At 40.8% G+C, this 23642-nt stretch carries 23 protein-coding genes; 11 read left to right on the top strand and 12 right to left on the bottom strand.

Features of this window, described 5'->3' with window-relative positions; translation table 11 throughout:
- From AQ505_RS06955 to proS, 5 genes are read right to left on the bottom strand one after another with little or no spacing between them, the layout of a single operon-like run.
- A complete protein-coding gene (locus tag AQ505_RS06955; protein ID WP_062547514.1) occupies window positions 1–513 on the bottom strand; it encodes a YdeI/OmpD-associated family protein in 513 nt (170 codons plus the stop codon).
- A gap of 53 nt (window positions 514–566) precedes the next feature.
- Window positions 567–1439: a TIGR02757 family protein gene (locus AQ505_RS06950; RefSeq protein ID WP_062547513.1), complete on the bottom strand. Its 873-nt coding sequence runs from the start codon at window positions 1437–1439 to the stop codon at window positions 567–569.
- Between the two features lie 16 nt (window positions 1440–1455).
- Entirely contained in the window at window positions 1456–2595 is a 1140-nt protein-coding gene (locus AQ505_RS06945) for a cystathionine gamma-synthase (RefSeq protein WP_062547512.1), read from the bottom strand.
- A complete protein-coding gene (locus AQ505_RS06940; RefSeq protein ID WP_062547511.1) occupies window positions 2592–3287 on the bottom strand; it encodes a hypothetical protein in 696 nt (231 codons plus the stop codon). The genes AQ505_RS06945 and AQ505_RS06940 overlap by 4 nt, the downstream gene beginning before the upstream one ends.
- A 43-nt stretch (window positions 3288–3330) precedes the next feature.
- Entirely contained in the window at window positions 3331–4803 is a 1473-nt protein-coding gene (gene proS, locus AQ505_RS06935) for a proline--tRNA ligase (protein ID WP_062547510.1), read from the bottom strand.
- A 107-nt stretch (window positions 4804–4910) separates the two neighbouring features.
- On the opposite strand from proS, the gene AQ505_RS06930 reads away from it, so the two are divergent.
- Both AQ505_RS06930 and AQ505_RS06925 read left to right on the top strand, forming a co-directional pair.
- Entirely contained in the window at window positions 4911–5810 is a 900-nt protein-coding gene (locus tag AQ505_RS06930) for a hypothetical protein (protein WP_157262235.1), read from the top strand.
- Between the two features lie 33 nt (window positions 5811–5843).
- Complete coding sequence (locus tag AQ505_RS06925) at window positions 5844–7355, top strand: OmpP1/FadL family transporter (protein ID WP_062547508.1); 1512 nt, start codon at window positions 5844–5846, stop codon at window positions 7353–7355.
- A 114-nt stretch (window positions 7356–7469) separates the two neighbouring features.
- Here the strand turns inward: AQ505_RS06925 and AQ505_RS06920 are convergent, their stop codons facing one another.
- Window positions 7470–9296, bottom strand: a complete 1827-nt coding sequence (locus AQ505_RS06920) for a UbiD family decarboxylase (protein ID WP_062547507.1) — start codon at window positions 9294–9296, stop codon at window positions 7470–7472.
- 358 nt (window positions 9297–9654) lie between these two features.
- Between AQ505_RS06920 and AQ505_RS06915 the strand changes: the two genes are divergently transcribed.
- On the top strand, window positions 9655–10629 hold the full coding sequence (locus AQ505_RS06915; protein ID WP_062547506.1) for a helix-turn-helix domain-containing protein: 975 nt from the start codon (window positions 9655–9657) through the stop codon (window positions 10627–10629).
- A gap of 65 nt (window positions 10630–10694) precedes the next feature.
- Here the strand turns inward: AQ505_RS06915 and AQ505_RS06910 are convergent, their stop codons facing one another.
- Window positions 10695–11174 carry a Dps family protein gene (locus AQ505_RS06910; protein ID WP_062547505.1) on the bottom strand — a complete coding sequence of 160 codons (480 nt, stop codon included), beginning with the start codon at window positions 11172–11174 and terminating at the stop codon, window positions 10695–10697.
- 184 nt (window positions 11175–11358) lie between these two features.
- Here AQ505_RS06910 and AQ505_RS26835 point away from each other — a divergent pair, with 184 nt between their 5' ends.
- The 3 genes from AQ505_RS26835 to AQ505_RS06900 are packed head-to-tail and all read left to right on the top strand — an operon-like array spanning window position 11359 to window position 13248.
- Window positions 11359–11838, top strand: a complete 480-nt coding sequence (locus AQ505_RS26835; protein ID WP_231635033.1) for a LysM peptidoglycan-binding domain-containing protein — start codon at window positions 11359–11361, stop codon at window positions 11836–11838.
- Window positions 11748–12611 carry a DPBB and LysM peptidoglycan-binding domain-containing protein gene (locus AQ505_RS06905; RefSeq protein WP_231635032.1) on the top strand — a complete coding sequence of 288 codons (864 nt, stop codon included), beginning with the start codon at window positions 11748–11750 and terminating at the stop codon, window positions 12609–12611. The genes AQ505_RS26835 and AQ505_RS06905 overlap by 91 nt, the downstream gene beginning before the upstream one ends.
- The gene (locus tag AQ505_RS06900; RefSeq protein ID WP_062547504.1) at window positions 12601–13248 is read left to right on the top strand and encodes a uridine kinase family protein; all 648 of its coding nucleotides are present in this window, start codon (window positions 12601–12603) and stop codon (window positions 13246–13248) included. The genes AQ505_RS06905 and AQ505_RS06900 overlap by 11 nt, the downstream gene beginning before the upstream one ends.
- 71 nt (window positions 13249–13319) lie before the next feature.
- Here AQ505_RS06900 and AQ505_RS06895 read toward each other — a convergent pair whose 3' ends face one another.
- Genes AQ505_RS06895 through AQ505_RS06875 form a run of 5 tightly spaced genes read right to left on the bottom strand, consistent with a single transcriptional unit; the run spans window position 13320 to window position 18785 of the window.
- Window positions 13320–13979: a 3-oxoacid CoA-transferase subunit B gene (locus AQ505_RS06895; RefSeq protein WP_062547503.1), complete on the bottom strand. Its 660-nt coding sequence runs from the start codon at window positions 13977–13979 to the stop codon at window positions 13320–13322.
- Between the two features lie 8 nt (window positions 13980–13987).
- Complete coding sequence (locus AQ505_RS06890; RefSeq protein WP_062547502.1) at window positions 13988–14689, bottom strand: CoA transferase subunit A; 702 nt, start codon at window positions 14687–14689, stop codon at window positions 13988–13990.
- A gap of 48 nt (window positions 14690–14737) precedes the next feature.
- On the bottom strand, window positions 14738–15835 hold the full coding sequence (locus AQ505_RS06885; protein ID WP_062547501.1) for a PQQ-dependent sugar dehydrogenase: 1098 nt from the start codon (window positions 15833–15835) through the stop codon (window positions 14738–14740).
- A gap of 48 nt (window positions 15836–15883) precedes the next feature.
- On the bottom strand, window positions 15884–18256 hold the full coding sequence (locus tag AQ505_RS06880; protein ID WP_062547500.1) for an endonuclease MutS2: 2373 nt from the start codon (window positions 18254–18256) through the stop codon (window positions 15884–15886).
- Window positions 18257–18266: 10 nt separating this feature from the next.
- Window positions 18267–18785, bottom strand: a complete 519-nt coding sequence (locus AQ505_RS06875; protein ID WP_062547499.1) for a DUF4296 domain-containing protein — start codon at window positions 18783–18785, stop codon at window positions 18267–18269.
- Between the two features lie 71 nt (window positions 18786–18856).
- Here AQ505_RS06875 and AQ505_RS06870 point away from each other — a divergent pair, with 71 nt between their 5' ends.
- The 5 genes from AQ505_RS06870 to AQ505_RS06850 all read left to right on the top strand — a co-directional run bounded on the left by AQ505_RS06870 (window position 18857) and on the right by AQ505_RS06850 (window position 23477).
- Complete coding sequence (locus tag AQ505_RS06870; RefSeq protein WP_062547498.1) at window positions 18857–19549, top strand: YggS family pyridoxal phosphate-dependent enzyme; 693 nt, start codon at window positions 18857–18859, stop codon at window positions 19547–19549.
- Complete coding sequence (locus tag AQ505_RS06865) at window positions 19549–20013, top strand: GNAT family N-acetyltransferase (protein WP_062547497.1); 465 nt, start codon at window positions 19549–19551, stop codon at window positions 20011–20013. Before AQ505_RS06870 ends, AQ505_RS06865 begins: the two co-directional genes overlap by 1 nt.
- Before the next feature lie 176 nt (window positions 20014–20189).
- Window positions 20190–21005, top strand: a complete 816-nt coding sequence (locus tag AQ505_RS06860; RefSeq protein WP_062547496.1) for a DUF3298 and DUF4163 domain-containing protein — start codon at window positions 20190–20192, stop codon at window positions 21003–21005.
- 2 nt (window positions 21006–21007) lie between these two features.
- On the top strand, window positions 21008–22285 hold the full coding sequence (locus tag AQ505_RS06855) for an aspartate kinase (RefSeq protein WP_062547495.1): 1278 nt from the start codon (window positions 21008–21010) through the stop codon (window positions 22283–22285).
- Window positions 22286–22295: 10 nt separating this feature from the next.
- Window positions 22296–23477, top strand: coding sequence for a hypothetical protein (locus AQ505_RS06850; RefSeq protein WP_062547494.1), 1182 nt, complete (start codon window positions 22296–22298; stop codon window positions 23475–23477).
- The last annotated feature ends 165 nt before the right edge of the window (window positions 23478–23642 follow it).

Genomic DNA, 23642 nt, shown 5'->3' with positions numbered 1-23642 from the left:
TTATGCTTCGCGGGGTTTTCCATCCCGCATCATTGTTCCGAAATCCCAGTTTCTATCCATTGCAGTAACGATTTTGACCAGTCTTTTCGTTCTTGTGGCTTCCGTTTTTGCGGAATTCAACCAGTTGATGTAATAGTTTTGGTGGGATTTTGGAAGCTTTAAAAAGCTTTCCAGCCATTGCGGCTCATCAGAAAGGCAAACTTCCAGGTCGTCCGGCATCAGGATTTTAAAGTCAAGATCTTCTTCCAGATGGATTTCCAGTACTGCTCCTTTATCTTTTTTAAGCTTTTTGCGCAATGGCGCATTCAGTGCGATGATGAAATCACCTTCGCCCATAGGTACGAGTGCTATCCCGGCAACAGCCACCTGATCCAGCATTCCTTTTACGCGGTAACTTTTCCGGCAATCTGCTTTGATTTCATTGGCAATAGCAGAAGGGATGAAAACGTAGGTCCAACCTGTTTTTTCAGCCATTTCGGCAAAACGTTCGATTTCTGCTTTAAAAGTCACCATACCTTAAAATTAAGAAAGCCTTTCTACTTACAAAAACCTGGAGTGTAAATCCTTTAAAACTTTTCTTCAACCCCCAGTCCAAATAAGGCAAAATCGTATTTCACAGGATCTGCAGGATCAAATTCAGCAAGCTTTTTAGTCAATTCTACTGCAGTCTGCCAATCCGTTTGTTTTCTGCTGATCATTCCTAATTTACGCGCCACCCGATCCACATGAACATCACATGGACAGATTAAACCTGCTGGCTGTACGGTATTCCAAAGTCCAAAATCAACGCCTTTATTGTCCTTTCTCACCATCCATCGTAAAAACATATTGAGGCGTTTACAGGTAGACTTCTGAAGGGGTGAAGAAACATGTTTAATCGTTCTTCTTGGGAAATCCGGCAGACTAAAAAAGTAAGACCTGAAATAATTTAAAGCTTGTTCCGTCTGCGGTGTACGATTTAAATCCTCCAGCATACAGGCCGAAGAAGCATATTTTTTGGAAGTTTTGCCAGCAGCAGCAACCGGAATTTCTTCCAGGTATTCTTGCCTCAATGTAGGTTTCAAAGGCGCCAGAAACGCCGTTTCCAAGCTATCGGATTGTTCATAATGGAACTTAAAGAAGGATACGAAATACAGCAGATCGGTATCGTTAAAGGTACGGTGCTTAAAGCCCAGCAAACCTTTAAGGTCATTATCACTATGCTGCAGCATGAAGTCGTAAGGCGCATTGTCCATGCGTTCAAACAACTCTGTACATTTATTGATGATGGTTTTGCGTTGCCCCCAAGCTAAAATTGCCGCAAAAAATGCGGCAATTTCAACGTCTTGTTTTTTAGAAAAACGGTGAGGAATGCAAATCGGATCATTGGTGATAAAGTTCGGCTTGTTGTATTGCTCCACTTTATAGTCCAAAAAGTCTTTCAGTTCCAGGAATTCCAATATTTCTTGTGTTAAATTAACTCAATGCTTGTTCTAAATCGGCGATTAAATCGTCGATATCTTCTACTCCTACACTTAGGCGCAAAAGGTTATCAGTTACACCTACTTTTTCACGTTCTTCTTTCGGAATAGAACCATGCGTCATACTTACCGGGTGGTTGATCAAGGATTCTACACCACCTAGTGATTCTGCAAGGGTAAAAACTTTGAAAGAAGAAGCGATTCTGAAAGTCTCCTGAAGGTCAGCACCTTTTAAAGTGATCGACACCATACCACCAAAACCACGCATTTGTTTTTTCGCGATGTCATGGTTAGGATGATCTTCAAAACCTGGCCAGTAGATTTTATCTACTTTAGGATGGGTTTTAAGGAAACGTGCTACTTTTTCACCGTTCTCACAGTGTGCTTTCATACGTAAATGAAGGGTCTTAATTCCTCTCAATACTAAAAACGCATCCTGAGGTCCTGGTGTAGCACCACAGGCATTGTAAATAAACCAAAGGTCTTTATACAATTGCTCATCGTTCACTAGTAGCGCTCCCATGACTACATCAGAGTGACCACCGATATATTTGGTTACCGAATGCATCACGATATCTGCGCCCAGATCAATAGGATTCTGAAGATAAGGAGAAGCAAAAGTATTGTCTACCGTTAAAATCAGGTTTTTCTCTTTAGTGATTTTGGCAACACCCTCAATGTCGATGATCTGCATCGTTGGGTTTGTAGGAGTTTCAATCCATACCAATTTCGTTTTGTCATTGATATATGGCAGCATATTTTCTGGCTTAGACAAGTCCAGGAAATGGAATTTAATACCATATTTCGCATATACTTTAGTGAAGATACGGTAAGAACCACCATAAAGGTCGTTTCCGGTGATCACTTCATCACCTGGCTGTAACAGTCTTAAAACCGTATCTGTTGCACCCATTCCACTTGAAAAAGCCAAACCATATTTAGCATTTTCCAAAGCAGCAAGACAATCTTCTAATGCCTTACGGGTAGGGTTGGTACCTCTTGAATATTCAAAACCCTGGTGATCACCAGGAGATTTTTGCCAGTAGGTAGAAGTTTGATAAATTGGAGTCATTACGGCTCCTGTAGATGGGTCAGGTTCCTGACCTGCATGTATAGCTTTTGTTGCGAACTTCATAGGTTATTATTTTGTTCTGTTTCAGCCTTAAACTGATACCCCAGGTGTTTTCCTGTCGGGTAACCGCTTGCGGCCAACATGGATTGTTTCTGATTTAAAGTTACTTCTTTTATTTGCGCATAAGGCGGAATTATCAAATCCGAAGCCAGACAGAACAAAATTGACCTTTCAATGATATCTGTAAGTGCTTCTTCTGTCACCAGGTTAGCGGAAAAGTCCTGATACAGGAAATCCAATGCTCCTTCTCCTTCTACTAAAAAGTGTTTTTCTTTATTGATGAGCAGCCTGGCAATGAGGGAACCTTCGTCTGCCAAACGATTATACTTAATAGAATCAGCCAGGAAGTTATGGATATAAATAATACCGCAATAACTTCTTGAAGGATCTTCCTTCACATAATTCGTTTGAAAAACAGAATGACCAGTACCAAAGTTAAACACATTGCTGTGCATTGACACCACCATCATATCACCGGAAAACTTCAGCTGTACTTCAAACTTATTGTTTTCTTTATAATCGATCTCTACCGAAGGATCTTTAGCTTGATAATCGCTTTTCAATTTGCTGGCCGTCTTAATGAGCTGCTTCTTGAGCAGCTCAAAGACTTCCGTTGTATTTCTGTAAATGGCCTGTTTTAAAGAGGCCTTATTTTTAAATTCAGTCAGTATTTTCGCGTAGTTTTCTGTATCCATTGTTTAAATTTTGTTTCCTCTAAAGCGCAAATGATGAACTTAATTAGTAGGCGCGGGCAAATAATACCCTTTGTTTAGATGGTTTACCTGAATAGATACAAACACCATCTTCCTGCTTATTGTTTAAAGGAATACACCTGATGGTTGCTTTTGTCTCCTCCTTAATTTTCTGTTCTGTTTCTGGAGTACCATCCCAATGCGCAGATACGAATCCTGCTTTACCATCTAACAGTTCTTTCAGCTCATCATAAGAATTCGCTTCAGTAGTATGCTCTTCACGGTACTGGAATGCTTTGTTATAGATATTTGCCTGAATTTCATCCAATAACTGAACGATGAAAATATCAAGACCTTCCTGAGCTACCGTTTGTTTCTCTCTAGTGTCTCTACGTGCAAGTTCAACGGTACCATTTTCTAAATCACGTCCACCAATTGCTAAGCGGATTGGTACGCCTTTCAATTCATATTCTGCGAATTTGAATCCTGGACGCTGTGCTTCACGATCGTCATATTTCACCGAAACACCTAGACTTTTCAATTTAGCAGATAATTCATCTACGAAGCTGGTGATGTTTTTCAGGTCTTCTTCATTTTTGTGAATCGGAATGATCACCACTTGAATTGGTGCTAATTTTGGTGGCAATACCAAACCGGCATCGTCACTATGTGCCATGATCAAAGCGCCCATTAAACGGGTAGAAACCCCCCATGAGCTCGCCCATACATGCTCGATTTTACCTTCTTTGTTCGTGAATTTCACATCAAATGCTTTTGCGAAATTTTGTCCGAGGAAATGGGAAGTACCTGCTTGTAAAGCTTTACCATCCTGCATTAATGCCTCAATACAATAAGTTTCTAATGCACCTGCAAAACGCTCATTTGGCGTTTTCATCCCTTTAACCACTGGCATCGCCATCCAGGTTTCTGCAAAATCAGCATATACATCCAGCATTTTCTCTGTTTCTTCTACCGCTTCCTGTGCAGTCGCATGTGCAGTATGCCCTTCCTGCCATAAAAATTCAGTAGTACGCAGGAACAGACGCGTACGCATTTCCCAGCGCACCACATTTGCCCATTGGTTGATCAGCAAAGGAAGATCACGGTAGGACTGAATCCAGCCTCTGTAAGTATTCCAGATGATGGTTTCTGAAGTTGGTCTTACAATTAATTCCTCTTCCAGTTTCGCCGTTTCATCAACGATAATGTTTCCGTTTCCGTCATTCTTAAGACGATAATGTGTCACTACGGCACATTCAGTAGCAAAACCTTCCACATGTGACGCTTCCTTAGAAAAATATGACTTAGGAATGAATAAAGGAAAATAAGCGTTACTATGTCCTGTATCTTTAAACTTTTTGTCTAAAACCGCCTGTATTTTCTCCCAAATGGAGTATCCGTAGGGTTTTATCACCATACATCCTTTAACAGAGGAGTGCTCTGCCAGATCGGCTTTCATAACAATGTCGTTATACCACTGCGAATAATCTTCATTTTTACTTGTAATACCTTTGCTCATAACTATTTGGAATGTTTTTTGTGTAACTTTGCTTGAAATGTAGACTACAAATTTATAAATTTATAGCCGACAAAAAAGCGTGTGACACACAAACAACACATATAGTTATGAAACCTAGACATTTATTCACCAGTATGCTGGCTGTGACAACGATAGTTGTCGCTTCCTGCTCTGCGCCAAGGTACGCGCAGCAAGGTGCCCAAGCGGATGATGTGTACAACTCTAATGTTAAAGCACAGATTTATACCCCACAACCAAGAGTAGTGGCACAACAACAAGAGTATTACGATTCAAATGATGAGTATTACGGTACAAGTGATCCTTATTATGACATGGATTACTCTTCCCGTATCAATAGATTTTCTTACGCAAGTCCATGGAGATCTTACTACGATCCTTATTTTGATGGTGGCTTCGGTTACGGCGGATATGGTTATGGCGGCGGACTTTCTTTAGGTCTTAGCTTTGGCTCTGCATGGGGCAATCCATATTACGGATGGGGCGGTGGCTTCGGTTACAACCCATGGTACCCAGGATGGGGCGGCGGTTTTTATCCAGGATGGGGCGGTGGCTTCTATCCAGGATGGGGAGGCGGTTTCTATCCAGGCTGGGGTGGCGGCATCATCATTGGTGGCGGCAACAGGTATAAGAACGCACCAAGACCATCAAGAACTTTCAATGATAGAAATTATGCCAATGGCAGTTCTTCAAGAGGTTCTGGAAATATGAGAAGCGACAGAAACGGAAACGTAATTTCACGAGGAAGCAGAGCCGATTCTTACATTCCTAACAGAACACAGGGCGTTGGACAGGCACCAGGTTCTATCAGACCAGGACGTGTACAGTCAATTGATCAACAGGTCAGACCTGCAAGAGAAAGCTATAGACCACAGCAAAATGTGCCTACTTATACCCCATCACGTGGTGGAGATGCAGGTGGCAGATCTTCTGGCGGCGGCAGTGTCGGCGGTGGTGGCGGTAGATCTTCTAGAGGTGGAAGAGGCTAATCAGTTACAATAATTATCATTCAGAAAACAAACATGAAAAAAATTCTATCCTCCTTAGTGGTTATAGTAACCACTACAGGTTCTTTATATGCTCAATACGCCCCTGATGCCCTGAGATTCTCTCAAACCAATTATGGCAGTACCGCCAGGTTTAAAAGTATGGGTGGTGCACAGATTGGTGTAGGTGGCGACATGAGTTCATTAGGTGGCAACCCTGCAGGTCTTGGTTTATTCACCAAATCAGAATTTAGCTTTACTCCTGAATTCAATATGATGAAGGGAAAAGCAGAATTTCTTGGAGAACAAACCAACTCTTCTAAAAACAGACTAAACCTGAACAATGTGGGTGCTGTGTTTTTTAACCCAACGTTCAAACCTAAAGGAACAGATCCAAGTAAAGGCGTAGTGAGTACTGTATTTGGAGTAGGCTATAGCCGTAACAATGACTTTACCGCAAACTTCAAATTTAATGGTACCAATAACCAGAGTTCCATTAACAATTATTTTGCAGAAGAAGCCAACCGTTATGCTCCTGGAGATCCAACAACTTTGGATAACTACAGCATTGAGAAAATGGCTTATGACAATTATTTAATTAGTTATGTACCTGCATCTGGTACACAAAGTGATTATTATACACCGACCACTACTGGTCCATACCGTCAGAGCCAATCGGAAATCAGAACCGGATCTACCTCAGAAATGAACGTAGCTGGTGCACTGAACATTTCTAACAAGGTATATATTGGTGGTAGTTTGAATTTTGTGAGCACGAGATATGTAAGCGAACGCTTATTTACGGAATCCGGATACAATAACAACCCTGAAATCAACAGTAACTACACTTCAAATTATCAGCTTAACTCTGATGTTAAAGGTTCAGGTTTCAATGCACGTTTAGGTATTATCGTTAGACCAGATGCAAACCTACGTGTAGGTGCAACTTTCCAAACACCAACATGGATGTATTTCGATGATGTTCAGGCGCATACTTTAACTACTAATTATGCTGCTGGCGGAAAGCCAGGTATTTTCAGCAATACGCCAGGTGTTTCAGGCTTGACCTACCAATTGCGTACTCCATTAAAAGGATCGCTGGGTGCGAGTTATGTGATTGCTGGAAGAGCTTTGATTTCTGCAGACATCGATTATATCGACTACACTACAATCAAGTATTCACTTGACCAGGATAACAACCAGGGCGCAATCATGTCAGCAAACCAAAGTATCAAAGACAATTACCAGAGCACAGTAAATTATAGATTTGGTGCAGAATATAAAGTAGACAATGCCATTAGCTTAAGGGCTGGTTATGCCAATAACGGCAGCTACTCAAAAAATGACACGAAGTCATATTTTGCGACTAATGTATACTCAGGTGGCCTTGGGTACCGTGTAGGTAACTACTCTTTAGACCTTGCTTACCAACGTATTGAAGGTAATGTAGACTTAGACAGCTACATCTTAAACAATTTCCAAGAGCCTGTTGCTAACATCAAAACAAGCAGAGACAATGTATTTTTAACGTTCGGTGTGAGGTTCTAATCTCCACACAAACGATCTCTCATATAAGAGATATAAAAAAAGGGAAGCTGTTCAGCTTCCCTTTTTTTATATCTCAATTTAGAATTCCATAAAATCTACCTGTCTTACATGTGATTAAAACCCACCTTCCTTAAAAAGGCCTGCAAATCTTTCAATGTTCTTTTCCACCTGAGCATCCTTAATCAATTCCGGTGCATGATGAGGCTTCTTACGCGCATCAATAATCACAGGACCTGTACAGCCCCAATGTTTATTCGTCGTAAAAGCTCCGATTCCATGAATATCTACCGCAGGATTACTTCTTGTAAAGGTAATCCATACCAGATTGTTGATATTTTCGGCAGTGAAGACGCTGTCATCGCATAAAACCATTAAGGCAATTTCTTCCAGATCCTGATCTTTCAACGCTGCATTCAAAACAGCGATCTCTTCTATTGCAGCAGCATGACTCCCATAAGAAGCAGCCTGAACTGCAAGTACTCCTGGAATCGCCAGTTGAGCAGTATGGAACCCTTCCGGCAAAGTAAAGCCTGTAGGAAGCACTTTCGACAATCTTCTGCGTACGGAACCCGCAGCTGCAAATACTACTTTGGAACCGCTATTTAAGCCATCTCCACTGTAGTCCAGGGTATCAATCGTGGTATTGGTATGGAAATGTAAATCTGTTCTAAAATCCATTCTGGACAATACATGCTGCATAAAATGGGAAAGATCATGCGTATCTAAAGTCTCATCATCTTCTCTGGCCGCAATAAACAGGTATTTAGCCAGACTCAGCTGATTCTTACCTAAAATATGATTGGCAATAGTCAGTATTTCCTGAGGCCTGCGTTCGTTAAGAAATGGCGTATAACGTTCACTTCCTATCGCGAACAATAATGGGTGAACCCCTGCCGCATCTACTGCATTCAATTCTTTTAAACCATGGATTTCTTTAGGCAGGGCCGATCCGGCTATCTCATGAATCAAGGCGCCAAAACTGGTATCCTCCTGTGGTGGTCTGCCCACTACAGTGAAAGACCAGATTGCGTCTTTACGGTGGTACACATTGTGCACTTTCATTAAAGGAAATGGATGGGTTAAGCTATAATAACCTAAATGATCACCAAAAGGACCTTCAGGCTTGTTTTCCTGCGGATACACAGTACCAGTGATCACAAAATCAGCATCTGCAGAAATGCAGAATCCTTCTTCATCATAAAAATACCTGAACCTTCGGTTGCCCAGGGCACCTGCAAAAGTCATCTCCGAAAGACCCTCAGGCAAAGGCATTACGGCTGCCAATGCATGTGCCGGCGGACCGCCTACAAAGATACTCACCTTTAAAGGCTGGCCTTTTGCATTGGCTTTCGACTGGTGTACACCAATTCCCCGATGTATCTGGTAATGTAAACCTATTTCTTTATCCTGAATATAATCATTACCGGCAAGCTGAATCCGGTACATACCCAGATTGGCATTCATAATACCTGGCTTATCTATGTCTTCTGTATAAACCTGTGGCATAGTCACAAAAGGGCCGCCATCCATTGGCCAGTTCACAATCTGCGGCAAAGCACTAATGGTGGTCTTACTGAATGTAGATTTAAAAGTTTGCTTAAGGGGTAAAGCGGTAAGTGCAGTCAGGGCAATTCCGGGAATCTGAAGCGGCTTCTTTATTGCACTCATGGGATCAAACTTCAATCCTACCAATTGCTCCACTTTATCCAAGCTATCCCTAAACATAAATTTTGAACGCTCCAGCGTACCAAATAGGTTGGAGACCGCTGGAAAAGGACTTCCTTTGACCTTTTCAAAAAATAAAGCGGGTCCTTGCTGCTCGTAAACGCGCAAATGGATGGCCGCCATTTCCAGATATGGGTCAACTTCTTCTTTAATCCTGATTAAATGGCCGTGTTTTTCTAAATCGGCAACACATTCTGCTAAACTTTTATATCCCATTACCTACCAAAGGTATTAAACTATTGTTATCTGGCCTAAAATGAGGCTGCAGAAAAGCCGTAAATTACAATCCTTTTATAAAAAATAAAAGCTCCGCTGCTAGGGTAGCAGGCGAAGCAATTACAAATGGAGCGTTCCATAACCTTGAATAACTATAATAGGACTACTAAAAAATCATTGATATAAAATATTTTACAATAAATACAACAACGATTAATCGAAGACAATACGTTTACATTTTTGACAAAAGTAAGAGTGAATCATTATGAATTAGTAAAATTTTAGGTCTAAAGAGTACAACATTATAATCTTACACCCACTTTTAACTATTTTGCAGACGCAAACTATAACCTCTTTCATGTCAACACCTCTTCACCATCAAAAAAAGCCGGATCAAAAATATTTAGCTGCTGTATTTGAACGTTTAGATTATTTTTTTCAACTTCCTTTGGCTGCAAAGGCGCAGCTCGCTGAAAGCTGTTATGAAATTCGTGTAAAAAAGAATGAATACTTGTTGCGAAAAGGAGATTACAGCTATTTTGTATACTTTATTATTGAAGGCATTCTAACCGGAGAGGCTACTTCCGGAAAACAAGTCATCACCAGTTTCATTTGTGTACAGGGTGAATTTGTATCTGCCATAGAAGGAATTTATGGGGTTGTTCCTGCTACGGAAGACATTAAAGCGGCAGAAGACGCTTTGCTGCTCGGCATACATGTAGATGATCTGGAAAAGCTGTCGACAAACTTCCCTGAAATGCACATTGTGATGAGGAAAGTAATGGAGCTTTATTATAAGATCGCACACCACAGGTCTGTATTCTTCCGGATCGGCACCGCATCAGATAAATATGCAGACTTTTTAAACAACTACCCGCATCATGCCACACGGATTCCTTTGGAGCTAATTGCTTCTTACCTGAACATAAAAATCACTACCCTAAAAAAGATCGTGGGCGCTTACCATAAAAAAAGAGAGGAAGCACAGCTGTCGAAAGAAAGCATCATTGCTTATCTGGAAGAACATCACCCCTACCGCCAGAAGAAATTGTCACTGGCGCAATTGGCACAGATGTTCAAAGTAAGTTCGCATACCCTATCACATTTGCTCAACTTATACTTCCAGCAAAATTTCAGTCATTTCATCAATACTTATCGCGTCAACTACATTTTAGCACAGCTGCAAAGTAAACACCATAAACAATATAGTCTGGATGGCTTAGGTTCTGAAGCTGGATTCTCCTCCCGCAGTTCTTTTTTCTACGAGTTTAAAAAACAGAAAGGAACTACCCCGCACAGCTACCTGCAGCAATTTACCAATCCAGAACTTTAAGCATAAAAAAGCCACTGCCTGAATATGCTGGAAGTGGCTGTAAGACCATTAGGAGGAATGATCAGTTATTTTTTACCGCAGAATGAACGTAACATCCAGGTATTTTTCTCTTTAAACTGCATGAATCTGTTCACCATGTCGTTCGTACCATCATCGCCTGCATTCGCAGTAGCATCCAACAGTTCGCGTTCCAGCTGAATAAGATGCGCCATATCAGCTAGAATCTCTTCTACCATATCCATGTCTTTCATGCCAATGGTATTCACTTCTTTAAGTGTAGATTCTTTAATATAGTCTGCGAAACGGCTATGCGGTGGTTTACCTAAAGTAAGGACACGCTCGGCAATTTCATCAATCGTTAACTGGGCATTGGTATATAATTCTTCAAATTTAATGTGTAAAGTGAAGAAGTTCTGACCTTTTACATTCCAGTGACAACCTCTTAATTTCTGGTAATGTACGTGATAATTAGCCAGATAGTCATTCAGCATGTCCACTACAGGTTTCACTTCTTTTTCATTTAAACTGATTTCTTTTGCGTCCATAGTATATATTGTTTTATTTTTGTCCGATTATAGGATTTGCCTATACAACAACACGAAAATTAAATGGTTTTGAAAAATGTTATTTTGACAGACAATACCCCTTTGGAATCGACGTTAAATATTCAAAATTCCCGCTTTCTTTTATTATTCGTATAATTGCTCATTAAATTTAACAGAGACATTAATGTATAAATATTATATAGTATCGTTATTTGCAGTGCTTTTAAAACTACCCACTGCCAATGCCAATACCAATACAAGGGATTCTATAGGAGTAGAAAACCGGAATGGCAAAAAGTTAATTATCCATGAGGTAGCTGCCAAAGACACTTATTACGCCATCGGCAGAAGATATAATGTGACACCGAAAGACATCATGACTTTCAATGACAACAAGTTCCTCCAGATCGGTGTCATCATTAAAGTACCTACCAATATCCCTTTCACTGGACCTGCAGCGGAGAAAAATCCAGTAAATGCAGCCCATAAAAATGTTATTCCGAAAAAGAATGAAAACACAGATCCTGATGGCATTTTCATAGAACATACCATTCAGAAAAAGAAAACCTGGGCATGCTGGCGAAGAAATACAGCACCACAGTGGAGGAGATCAAAAAAATCAACAACCTCAAAACCATCAACCTTTCTATCGGACAAGTTTTAAAAATGCCGGCAAATGAGGGTGTAGAAACTGAGCAAACCACAACACCAGCAACCGTTGCCCCAGCAGTTGTTGCTCAGCAGCCAGTTAAAACAGAAAAAACAGTTCCTGCAGATACGAAGAAGAAAGAAGAAATTCTGATTCCTATTTTCCCGAAAAAACAACCGAACCCAGCTGCAGCAGTTCAAAACCAACCCGCAGCAGTCAATGTTCCTGACAATAGTTCAGAAGACTTTATCGAACATACCGTAGCCTCTAACGAAACGCTTTACTCCATTGCCACCCGTTACAAGTTATCAATGGATCAGGTAAAAGCTAAAAATAACCTGACCGGTTACTCTCTAAGAGTGGGTCAGAAATTACTGATCAAAGGACAATACCCACAAAAACCAGTTCCCTCTGCGAACCACCAGGCGGAGAATCCTGTGGATACTTTGAACTCTATAAAAAATCCGTCATTAAGGTTGCCAGCCAGTAGATACGGCTTAAACCAAATGGACGAAAAAGGAACAGGAATATGGATTGCAGATCCAGATCTTGACCCCTCAAAAATGTTAGTATTACATCGCAGTGCGCCAATTGGAACGGTTATGAAAATTACCAACCCGATGAGCAACAGGTCTACCTTTGCGAAGGTAGTGGGTAAATTCACCGAAAATGAATCTACTAAAGATGTGATCATTGTGATGACTAAAGCAGTAGCGGACGCGTTGGGTGCTATAGATAAAAGATTTTTTTGTAATTTAACGTACGGTGGACAAGATAATGAACAATAAGCCATTTATCATTGGTATTGCGGGGGGAAGTGGTTCCGGTAAAACCTTTTTTTTAAATTGTTTCTTACATCATTTTAAGAACGATGAAGTAACCCTGGTTTCTCAGGATGACTATTATATTCCTGTGGGCGAATTGAGCCAGGAAGAAAACAAACTTTACAATTTCGACCTGCCATCAACCATTGATGATCAGCAATTCCTTTTGGACATTAAGAAATTGATCAAAGGAGAAGTGATTTATAAAAAGGAATACAACTTCAACAATCCTTTGGCCATCACTAAAATTCTGGAAATCAATCCTGCTCCAATCATTATTGTAGAGGGGCTTTTCATTCTGCATTTCAAAGAAATCGCAGCGTTATTAGACCACCGCATCTTTGTAGAAGCAGAAGAATCTGTTGCTTTAGCTCGCCGCATTAAACGCGATGGTATGGAAAGAGGATATCCGGAAGAGGATGTAACTTATAAATGGCACAACCACGTGGTTCCTGCCTATAAAGAGTTCTTATTACCTTATAGGGAGACTTGTGATCAATTGATCACCAACAATTTCAATACTCCTGATGACATCATCAAAATTACAGAGGAAATCTCTGCAGATTTAAAAGTAAAATACTGCAAACACAAAGCAGAGTAAACAAAAAGGGACGCCAGAAGCGTCCCTTTTTGTTTTATAGGATATCCTTATCAGATATCTTTGTTTTAGTCTTAGCTTAAAATCATCTCTGGCACGTCATCATCCGCAAATAACTTACCCGTTGTAGCTTGTCTGATGTAATCCACACTTACCCCTGGTGCTCTTTCGATCAGTTTAAATCCACCTCCAGGCAATACATCCAGCACCGCCATTTCTGTGACGATTTTCTTGATACATTTTACACCTGTCAGCGGCAAAGTGCAATTTGGCAATAACTTACTTTCTCCTGCTTTATTGACGTGCTGCATGGCCACAATGATATTCTTTGCAGAAGCCACCAGATCCATGGCACCACCCATTCCTTTTACCATTTTCCCAGGAATCTTCCAGTTGGCGATATCGCCATTCTCTGAAACCTCCATAGCGCCTAAAATCGTCAGGTCAATCTTCTGACTTCTGATCATGCCGAAACTTAGGGCCGAATCAAATATAGAAGAACCCGGCAAAGTGGTGATCGTTTGCTTTCCAGCATTTATCAGGTCAGCATCCTCCTCTCCTTCAAAAGGAAAAGGGCCCATTCCCAGCAATCCATTCTCCGACTGCAGCACCACATTGATGCCTTCTGGAATATAATTGGCCACTAGTGTAGGAATACCAATCCCTAAATTCACATAAAAACCATCTTTAATTTCTCTTGCGATACGTTTCGCAATTCCGTCTTTATCCAACATATAAATGATTATTTTTTTGTTCTAACTGTACGCTGCTCAATTCTTTTTTCATAATTGGCGCCTTGAAAAATGCGGTGAACGAATACACCTGGCGTATGAATCTGATCTGGATCCAGCTCCCCCGCTTCTACCAGCTCTTCCACTTCTGCAATGGTGATTTTCCCTGCCATGGCCATTACCGGATTAAAGTTCCTGCTCGTCGATCTAAAGATCAAATTACCGGCAGTATCCCCTTTCCATGCTTTTACTATGGCAAAATCTGCATCAAAAGCATATTCCATCAGGTAATCTTTACCATTAAAGTTCCTGACTTCTTTGCCTTCGGCTACTTCTGTGCCTACCCCGGCAGGGGTAAAAATTGCAGGCATTCCGTATCCGGCAGCCATGCATCTGGTGGCCAGCGTGCCCTGAGGAATCAGTTCAACTTCCAGCTCGCCGCTCAGCAATTGACGCTCAAATTCTGCGTTCTCGCCTACATAAGAAGAAATCATTTTTTTTACCTGGCGTTTTTGCAGCATCAGGCCGATGCCAAAATCATCTACCCCAGCATTATTAGATATACATGTTAAATCTTTAACACCCCTTTTTACCAGGGCGGTAATGCAATTCTCAGGAATCCCGCAAAGCCCAAAACCGCCGAGCATCAGGGTATTCCCATTCTCTATATCGCTGATGGCTTCATCAGCACCCGAAACTACTTTGTTGATCATATATATGGTTTTGCTACTAAATTATAGTATAAATCGTCTTCGAACAATTTATTTGGCGATTTCTATAATTTTATCATCCCCACCATTGCTGGTGGTCAGATAGAGCTTTCCTTCCGGAGATTGACAAATGGCACGAAGGCGTCCAAACTGGTTGACTAGAAAATCTTTAGTCTCCTCAATCTTATCCCCAGCAGCATTTAAACTCAGCTGTGTAAGCTTGGTTCCCTTCAAACTCAACAGCAATAACGAGTTTTTCCATTGTGGGATATAATCTGAATTGTAATAAGAAAGACTGGAAGTAGCGATGGTAGGTGTCCAGGCAAACAAAGGTTCCACCACATCATTGGCACTGCAAAAGCTCTGTTCAGCGGGGAGGTTGCAAAAACCTTCCACATTTGGCCAGCCGTAATTACGGCCTTTGAGGATCAGATTGACTTCATCATCATTATTGGGTCCATGTTCTGAAGCATAAATTTTATCTCCTACCTGGATCAATCCCTGAGGATTGCGGTGGCCAAAGCTCCATAAAGGATTATTTGCAATAGGATTATCAGCAGGAATGCTGCCATCCAGATTCAACCGGAGGATTTTTCCGGATAAGGAGTTTTTATTCTGCGCATTGGCAGCATTACTGGCATCACCTGTCGTAATGAATAATTTTTGATCCTTGCTGATCATTAGTCTGGAGCCGTTATGGATACTGGAGGCAGGAATTTGATCGATAATCGTGAATGGAGCAGTCAAGGCACCATTACTATAGGTAAAGCGGACTACTTTTTCGCGGTAGTTGTTCCCTGAGCCATAATCATAGACCACATACACATAAGGATTTGTGGCGAAATTAGGGTCGAGCACCATGCCCAGCAAACCGCCTTCTCCAGTAGAAACGACTTCAGAAATATTATGTAAAAGGGTGACGACCCCAGTTTGAGGATTAATCCTGCTGATCTTCCCTCCCCTTTCTGTGATCCACAATTGCTGATCAGGGCCATAGATAATTTCCCAGGGAAAGGCTAAACCGCCAGTCAGCACTTTTGTTTTCAATGCGGCATCAGGAAGCGGCGCATCAACGCTCGTAGATTTGCTTTTTTTACAAGCAGCAGTGCTCAGCAAAACCGCCAAAGCACTGATCATCAATATTTTCATAGGACATTGCTTTATTATGATAACAAGCAATGTCCTGAATATGTTTAACTAATTGAAATACACGTAGGTAATTCCATCACCACCACGATCGGCATGTTCATCTTCTACTCGGTTCACCTGACTGTATTTCCTCAGGTATTCACGAATCAGTTTCCTAAGGATACCGTCCCCTTTTCCATGGATAATTTTGATGAATGGAAAACCCAGCATGATCGACTTGTCCAGGTATTTCTCCACCTCATGCAAAGCATTCTCACCACGCATACCACGAAGATCCAATTCAGCCGTAAAATTGCCAATTGCCTCAGAAATGCTGCCCGTATAAGAGTTATTTTGGACCGCCTTTTTAGCCTGCTTATTACTGATCTTGTACACTCTGTTTTTCTTCAAAACAGAACGTAAATCTCCTAACGCGACCACCAGGTTGTCTCTGTTGATTTCCAACACCTGTCCGGTAGTTTCACTATTGTTCAACTGCACCCAATCTCCAACTTGTATCGGCGTATTTAAAGCCACTGTAACCTCAGGTTTCTTTTCTTCTTTCACCTGATTTTGCACCAATACCTTTTGTAGGTTCTGACGCAGCTGTTTAGTGACGATTTTATCAGCCTGCTTGTCTTTAATCTCTGCAATGGTATTTTCTACCAGTTTATTGGCGTTTTTAATGATCGCCTGGGCTTCCAGTTTCGCTTCTTTGATCAGCACCTTTTTATTTTCATCTAAAAACAGTTTCAGCTTTTCATTTTCAGCAACCAGATTTTTCACTTTATTCTGCTGGTTAGATAAATGTAGTTTGGTATCATAAATCTGCTTTTTCTCTCTTTCTAAATCTACCAGTAAGCTGTCAATGCGGTTCTGATTGGTACCGGTTTTTGCCCTTGCCAGTTCCAGCACTTCTTTCTGCAGACCAATATTCTGGGCAATTTCAAAAGCATAAGAACTTCCTGGTTTACCCAGTTCCAATACATACATTGGCTTCATACGGTCATTATCAAACAGCATAGAAGCATTTTCCAAGCCCGGAGTATTGCCAGCGAAAAGTTTCAGGTTCGAATAGTGGGTGGTAATTACTCCCCTCACTTTCTTGTTGTTTAACACTTCCAATACTGCTTCTGCCATTGGCCCACCAAACTGAGGATCGGTACCTGTACCAAACTCATCAATCAGCACCATTGTTTTCGGCGTTGCATGCGCTACAAAATGCCTCATTTTGGTTAAATGCGCACTGTAAGTACTTAAATCACTCTCAATGGACTGGTCATCACCAATGTCGGCAAATATGTTTTCAAAAATCCCAACTTCACTGGATTCATGTACAGGAATCAGCAAACCCGATTGTACCATTAGCTGTAATAAACCAACAGTTTTCATACAAACCGACTTTCCACCCGCATTCGGACCGGAAACCAGGACAATCCTCAGCTCATCAGTCATGTGCACATTTAAAGGAACTACCGTCTTTTTATCCTCCTTAAAAGAAAGATATAAGAGCGGATGCCTCGCATTGATCAGTTTCAGTCTGGCTTCTTTTACCAATACTGGCATATCAGCCTCGATATCAATAGAAAACAAAGCCTTGGCACGCACAAAGTCTAACTTAGTCAGGAAGCCATGGTACGATAACAATAAAGGCGTATAAGGCCTTAAATCTGTGGTCAGCGCAATCAGGATCTTGATGATCTCTCTACGCTTGTCAAATTCCAGGTCGCGCAGCTTATTGTTCAGTGTAAACACTTCTTCCGGCTCCATATAAACGGTTTGCCCGGAAGCAGACTCATCATGAATGAAACCTTTAAGTTTTCTTTTATTCTCAGCGAGGATAGGAATACACATCCTGCCATCCCTGATGGTTAAACTGCCATCAGCTACCCAATTGTTGCCAACTGCGGTTTTATAAATGGAATCCATCCGCTTTCTGACATCCTGCTCTGCCTTGGCGATATCACCAATAATCTGCTGCAAGGTACTAGAAGCATTGGGCTTGATTTTCCCTTTCGGGTCCAGCACCATTTCAATTCTTTTCAGGATATTTTTCTCTACCGGAAGGTGTTCCAATAAAGCTTCCAGATTCGGATATACTTCTTTTCTTTCTTCAAAAAAGCGAAGTACTGAAAATACCGTAACCAGGGAAGCAGACATCTGATGCAGTTCTTCCTCTACCAGGTAAGTGCCTTCTACTTTAATTTTATCGGCTAAAGATTTAATGTCAAAAAATGTACTGATCTGCAGCGGCTCCTGATTTTCCAGGATACTTTTAAATTCATGAGTTTGACGCAGAAATTTATTGATCTGGTCATACTTCGTCATGACCTGCATTTTATCCACCATTTGCTGTCCCATCGGACTCAAACAGTGCTTATGTATAAGTTGTCGGACCTCACTGAAACCCAAACGCTCTAAACAATTCTCCGGATATAACATACTTATAATTCTAATTTGGGTACTTAAAAACCAGCTTCGGCTGGATGAATTCCATAGCCTTTTTCGTGGTATCCTGCAGGCTAGTAGTATCCTTCAGCAAGAAGCGGATCTTATAATCCGGTGATTTCTTAGCGATGGAATCTGCCGACAGTTTTAACTGTAATTCTAATTTATTTTTCTCGTTTTTCAGTGAGTCTGCTTTCGTAATGACATCCTTTTGTTTGCTTAAATCATCTACCACCTTGGTATAGATGTCGGCCAGCAGCTGAGGATTGTTGTTATAATAGGTCATGCTCTTCGCTAAAACCGCAGAGTCAATCCCATATTTCGTATAAATCCCTTTGTAGAATGAACTGGCCACCTTTTTTGCAGAGTCCAGTACCGGAATCGCAGATACATATCCATCTACTACATGGATATCACTCAATACATCCGGCATTTTATCCGGTTGGATGATGTCTTTAGGAATCCCCGGTTTACAGGCAGAAAACAGTAAAAAAAAGGATAGTATATATAAAAAGTTTCTCATTATGCTTAAAACATCATTATTTCTTAGCCAAAGTTCGCTAAGGTTCTTAATTTTACCAAAAATACTGATAAATGAGTATAGCAGATAACTTATTAAAATATAAAAACGAATTGGACGAGGTTCCGGTGCAATTGATCGCCGTTTCAAAATACCAGGATGCCTCAGCTGTTCTGGAGGCTTATAACGCCGGACAAAGGGTGTTTGGAGAAAACATTGTGCAGGAGCTGGTAGAAAAACAAGCCGAACTTCCAAAAGACATTGAATGGCATCTAATAGGCCATTTACAAACCAATAAGGTAAAATACATTGCCCCTTTTATCAGCCTGATCCAATCGGTAGACAGCCTGAAATTGTTGATCGAGATCAACAAACAAGCCGGAAAAAACAAAAGAGTGATCGATTGTTTACTACAGATTTATATTGCTGACGAGGATACTAAATTCGGTTTAGGCTATGATGAAGCGATTGATTTACTGCGTTCAGAAGAGTTTGCAGCGATGAAAAACGTGCGTATTACCGGTTTAATGGGCATCGCCAGCAACAATGCGCAGGAGAAGCAAACACTAGATGAATTCACAGAACTGAAAGTACTTTTTGATGGCATCAAAGTGAGTTTCTTTAGAAAAGACGACAGCTTTAAAGAGCTTTCGATGGGTATGTCTGGAGACTATAAACTCGCTATTGAAGCAGGCAGTACCATGGTTCGCGTGGGCAGCAATATCTTTGGAAAAAGAAAAATTAAACACTGGAAAGAGGAAGCATAATGAATATAAACATCAGAGTGGCCACACAGCAGGATTGTCCGCGCTTATTAGAATTAATTCAAGAACTGGCCTTATATGAAAAAGCACCGGAAGAAGTAACCGTAACTTTAGCAGAATTTGAAGATGCTGGTTTTGGCTACAATCCGGTATGGAATGCTTTCGTAGTAGAGAACGACCAGCTGATTATCGGCTTTGCACTATATTACACCAGATATTCTACCTGGAAGGGCTGCAGATTATACCTGGAAGATTTCATCGTTACGGAAAGCTACAGAGGCAAAGGCATCGGAAAATTACTTTTCGAAAGAGTAATGAAAGAGGCTAAAGACAAGAATTTTAATGGCATGAACTGGCAGGTGCTGGACTGGAATGAACCAGCGATCAACTTTTATAAAAAGTATGAAGCGCAACTGGATCCGGAATGGCTGAATGGCTCTTTTTCAAAGGAACAGCTTGAAAAATAAAAAAGCCGGCTGAACAATAAAAAGCAGTCTTAAAAATAAAAATGCGGCTTTCGGGATCAAAAATTAGGTCTTAAAAAACTCAGATCTTGACTGAGTTTTCCTGAGTATATGAATTTTATCAATGAAATCATAAAAGCCTTTAAATCAATAATAGAAAACCTTTAAATCAATAGCAGATGAAAAAATTAGCAATATTACTAGTGGCCTTAAGCTTTGCAGCTTGCCAGAGTGAGAAAAAAGCAAATGACCAGGAAGATTCCACACTTGTGGAGACGTCTGCTAATGATGGACTGAGTTTTAAATACGACAGCCTCAAAGTTTTCAGCAAACCCAATCCTTCGGCGAAGACAAAGAGTACGGATACCACTTATGTTCGTATTGTTTATCCTGTCTTTTCAGATCCGAAACTCAACCAGCTGCTGGAACAAAAAACGGTGGAGGCCATGATCAATCCTGATGAGAAAAAAGACCAGACTTACCAGCAGGTAGCGAGTACTTTTGTGAAAAATTATGAAAACCTGAGGGATACAGAAGGTACTGCAGCAGCTTGGTTTATAGATGCCGAAACAAAGGTATTAACGGATCAGCCGGATTATTTAGGATTGGAGCATAGCCTGGTCAATTATGCAGGTGGTGCCCATCCAAACAGCGCCATGGTATACTGGAACATCAACCCAAAAACCTTACAGGAAATCACCCTGGAATCACTGATCAATGAAGGCAGTATGCCTCAGCTGGTAGCCATTGGGGAAAAGATTTTCAGAAAAAACGAGAAATTAAGTCCGACGGCAAGCCTTAAAGACAACTATTTCTTTGAAAATGACAAGTTCGACCTGAACCGCAATTTTACGATTACTAAAGAAGGATTAAAATTCCTTTACAACCCATACGAAATTAAGGCCTACGCTTATGGCAGCACTGAATTGATCATTCCTTTCAGCGACTTAAAAACCATTGCCAGGCCAAATACTTTACTAAGTCCGACAAAATAACTATGCTCGTATTCAAATTTGGAGGCGCCTCTGTGAAAGATGCAGCAGGCGTCATCAACCTTGCGCAAATTGTTAGCCGCTACCCTAAAGAAAAACTATTGATCGTCATTTCTGCCATGGGCAAGATGACCAATAAACTTGAAGACCTTTATAAAGCTTACCTAAACGGGGAAGAAGACAAGGTTCATGAAATTTTTGAAGCTGTAAAAGCTTATCATTTCAACATTATAGGCGATCTTTTTCCGGATCACCAGCACCCGATTTACAATGATGTAGCCAATACTTTTGTCGAGATAGACTGGCTGATAGAAGAAGAAATCACAGATAGTCCGGATTATATCTACGATCAGATCGTGTCGATCGGAGAAGTCATTTCTACTAAAATCGTTGCTGCGTATTTGGCAGAAACTGGTCTAAAGGCCAAATGGCTGGATGCCCGTAATTTTATCCAAACCGATAATAATTACCGTGAAGGAAATGTAAACTGGGAGAAAACAGAAGCAGCAGTACAGCAGGAACTCTTGCCTTTGCTGGATCATTTCATTGGTGTAACACAAGGGTTTATTGGAGGTACCAGCGAAAATTTCACCACTACCTTAGGTCGTGAAGGTTCCGATTATTCGGCAGCAATTTTCTCTTCCTGCCTGAATGCGGATTCTTTAACCATCTGGAAAGATGTTCCAGGCGTTTTAAACGCAGATCCAAAATGGTTTGACGAAACGGAACGTATCCCCCAACTGTCCTATCATGACGCCATTGAGCTGGCTTATTATGGGGCAACAGTGATCCACCCGAAAACAATTAAACCCATCCAGAATAAAAACATTCCACTTTTTGTGCGCTCGTTCCTTCATCCGGAAGCCGAAGGAACGGACATTACGAATGCAGAAAACCAATTGCCGGTTCCTTCTTTCATTTTCAAGGTACAGCAGGTGCTGATTTCTATTTTCCCTAAAGATTTCTCTTTCATTATTGAAGAAAACCTGAGTGATATTTTCAGTCTTTTCCATAAGCATAAAGTGAAGATCAATACGATGCTCAACTCAGCGATCAGTTTTTCAGTGAGTATTGATGAGGATCCTGAAAAATTACAAAAACTGATTGAGGAGCTTTCCGTTCAGTACAAAGTAAAATACAATACGGGTCTAGAACTGGTTACCATCAGGTATTACAACCAGGAAACAATTGATCGTGTGACCGTTAATAAAAGCATTTTGCTGGAAGTTAAAAGCAGACACACTTGTCAGATTGTAATGAAAGACCGCAACCCTAGTACCTAAATCAATTCCATTGAATAAAAATATTTTAGCCCCAGCAGTACAGGAATATATCAATAACCATTTAAATGGGGATGTATTTACCATTGCTATGGCTAAAAGTCCATTTCCGGAGGTCAGTTCTAAAGAACTGGCCAACCAGATTGCCGCGAAACAGAAAAGCGTCAAAAAACTTCCTACCTGGTATCAGCAGGAACTGATTTACTATCCAGCATTACTCTCCATTGAACAATGTTCTTCGGAAAGTACAGCCGCCTATAAATCGGGTTTAACGATTGGAGAAAGTCTAATAGACCTGACTGGTGGTTTTGGCGTAGACAGTCTTTTCTTTGCCCGGAAATTAAAATCAGTCACTCATTGTGAGCTCTATCCGGAACTTTCTGAAATTGCATCGCACAATGCGCAAGTGCTAAAACAAGCTAACATGACATTCTTAGCCCTGGATGGTATTGCCTATCTTCAGGAAAACAAGATCACATTCGACAATATTTACGTCGATCCTGCCAGAAGAAGCAGCATAGGCAAGGTGTTTATGCTCAAAGACTGTACACCCAATGTGGTGGAACACCTGGATCTTTTGATGTCGAAATCTAAAAGAATCATCATTAAAACTGCCCCTTTACTCGACCTAAGTGCCGGATTAAAGGAACTAAAAAACGTAAGCGAAATCCACATAGTTAGTGTAAAAAATGAGTGTAAAGAGTTGCTTTGGCTGGTAGAAAATGAACCTTCTGAACAAGTAAAAATTGTGTGTACAACTCTAAATGAGCAGGAAAAAAGCTTTATTTTTTTCAAAGGAGAAGAAGATACAGCAGCCGAAATTCCAGAAATGGATTTACAGGAATACTTATACGAGCCCGATACCGCGTTGTTAAAAGGAGGCGCATTCAACCTGATTGCCAGCAGATATGGCCTGCAGAAACTTCATTCACAAACACAGCTCTATACCTCTTCAAAGGTGATCAGCGATTTTCCTGGAAGAAGATTTAAAATCAATGGCCTTTTGGCCCCTGCGGATCTTAAAAAAGAAAAAGACCTGAGAGGAAATGTGATTGCCAGAAATTACCGTGATAAAGCCGAACAGCTGGTCAAAAAATATAAGATCAAACCTGATCAACATCGTTTTTTAATCTTTACGCAGAGTAAAAAACAAGGGTATCTGGTGATTGATGCCCATATTGAGGAACATTACTAAAGGCAATTTCTCCATCTCCTTTCTTAATACACCCCTATTTCTCTTCTTAATACTCCCCATTTCTTCTTCTAAATCATTTATTACTTTCCCAACATGAGCTCTTTCTTGTTGATGATCACCGGTTCCTTGCTCCACATCATCCGACAAAATTTAACATTCTTTAAC

Origin of the sequence: Pedobacter sp. PACM 27299 (assembly GCF_001412655.1) — a bacterium.
Taxonomy (GTDB): Bacteria; Bacteroidota; Bacteroidia; order Sphingobacteriales; family Sphingobacteriaceae; genus Pedobacter.
Note: the sequence above shows the minus strand (reverse complement) of the source record. Positions and strands in the feature narration are given on the sequence as shown.

Excerpts from the sequence above, each read along its gene's own strand:
- AQ505_RS06955 (WP_062547514.1), bottom strand. The coding sequence starts at position 513 with ATGGTGACTTTTAAAGCAGAAATCGAACGTTTTGCCGAAATGGCTGAA.
- AQ505_RS06945 (WP_062547512.1), bottom strand. The coding sequence starts at position 2,595 with ATGAAGTTCGCAACAAAAGCTATACATGCAGGTCAGGAACCTGACCCA.
- AQ505_RS06940 (WP_062547511.1), bottom strand. The coding sequence starts at position 3,287 with ATGGATACAGAAAACTACGCGAAAATACTGACTGAATTTAAAAATAAG.
- proS (WP_062547510.1), bottom strand. The coding sequence starts at position 4,803 with ATGAGCAAAGGTATTACAAGTAAAAATGAAGATTATTCGCAGTGGTAT.
- AQ505_RS06930 (WP_157262235.1), top strand. The coding sequence starts at position 4,911 with ATGAAACCTAGACATTTATTCACCAGTATGCTGGCTGTGACAACGATA.
- AQ505_RS06925 (WP_062547508.1), top strand. The coding sequence starts at position 5,844 with ATGAAAAAAATTCTATCCTCCTTAGTGGTTATAGTAACCACTACAGGT.
- AQ505_RS06920 (WP_062547507.1), bottom strand. The coding sequence starts at position 9,296 with ATGGGATATAAAAGTTTAGCAGAATGTGTTGCCGATTTAGAAAAACAC.
- AQ505_RS06915 (WP_062547506.1), top strand. The coding sequence starts at position 9,655 with ATGTCAACACCTCTTCACCATCAAAAAAAGCCGGATCAAAAATATTTA.
- AQ505_RS06910 (WP_062547505.1), bottom strand. The coding sequence starts at position 11,174 with ATGGACGCAAAAGAAATCAGTTTAAATGAAAAAGAAGTGAAACCTGTA.
- AQ505_RS26835 (WP_231635033.1), top strand. The coding sequence starts at position 11,359 with ATGTATAAATATTATATAGTATCGTTATTTGCAGTGCTTTTAAAACTA.
- AQ505_RS06905 (WP_231635032.1), top strand. The coding sequence starts at position 11,748 with ATGCTGGCGAAGAAATACAGCACCACAGTGGAGGAGATCAAAAAAATC.
- AQ505_RS06900 (WP_062547504.1), top strand. The coding sequence starts at position 12,601 with ATGAACAATAAGCCATTTATCATTGGTATTGCGGGGGGAAGTGGTTCC.
- AQ505_RS06895 (WP_062547503.1), bottom strand. The coding sequence starts at position 13,979 with ATGTTGGATAAAGACGGAATTGCGAAACGTATCGCAAGAGAAATTAAA.
- AQ505_RS06890 (WP_062547502.1), bottom strand. The coding sequence starts at position 14,689 with ATGATCAACAAAGTAGTTTCGGGTGCTGATGAAGCCATCAGCGATATA.
- AQ505_RS06885 (WP_062547501.1), bottom strand. The coding sequence starts at position 15,835 with ATGAAAATATTGATGATCAGTGCTTTGGCGGTTTTGCTGAGCACTGCT.
- AQ505_RS06880 (WP_062547500.1), bottom strand. The coding sequence starts at position 18,256 with ATGTTATATCCGGAGAATTGTTTAGAGCGTTTGGGTTTCAGTGAGGTC.
- AQ505_RS06875 (WP_062547499.1), bottom strand. The coding sequence starts at position 18,785 with ATGAGAAACTTTTTATATATACTATCCTTTTTTTTACTGTTTTCTGCC.
- AQ505_RS06870 (WP_062547498.1), top strand. The coding sequence starts at position 18,857 with ATGAGTATAGCAGATAACTTATTAAAATATAAAAACGAATTGGACGAG.
- AQ505_RS06865 (WP_062547497.1), top strand. The coding sequence starts at position 19,549 with ATGAATATAAACATCAGAGTGGCCACACAGCAGGATTGTCCGCGCTTA.
- AQ505_RS06860 (WP_062547496.1), top strand. The coding sequence starts at position 20,190 with ATGAAAAAATTAGCAATATTACTAGTGGCCTTAAGCTTTGCAGCTTGC.
- AQ505_RS06855 (WP_062547495.1), top strand. The coding sequence starts at position 21,008 with ATGCTCGTATTCAAATTTGGAGGCGCCTCTGTGAAAGATGCAGCAGGC.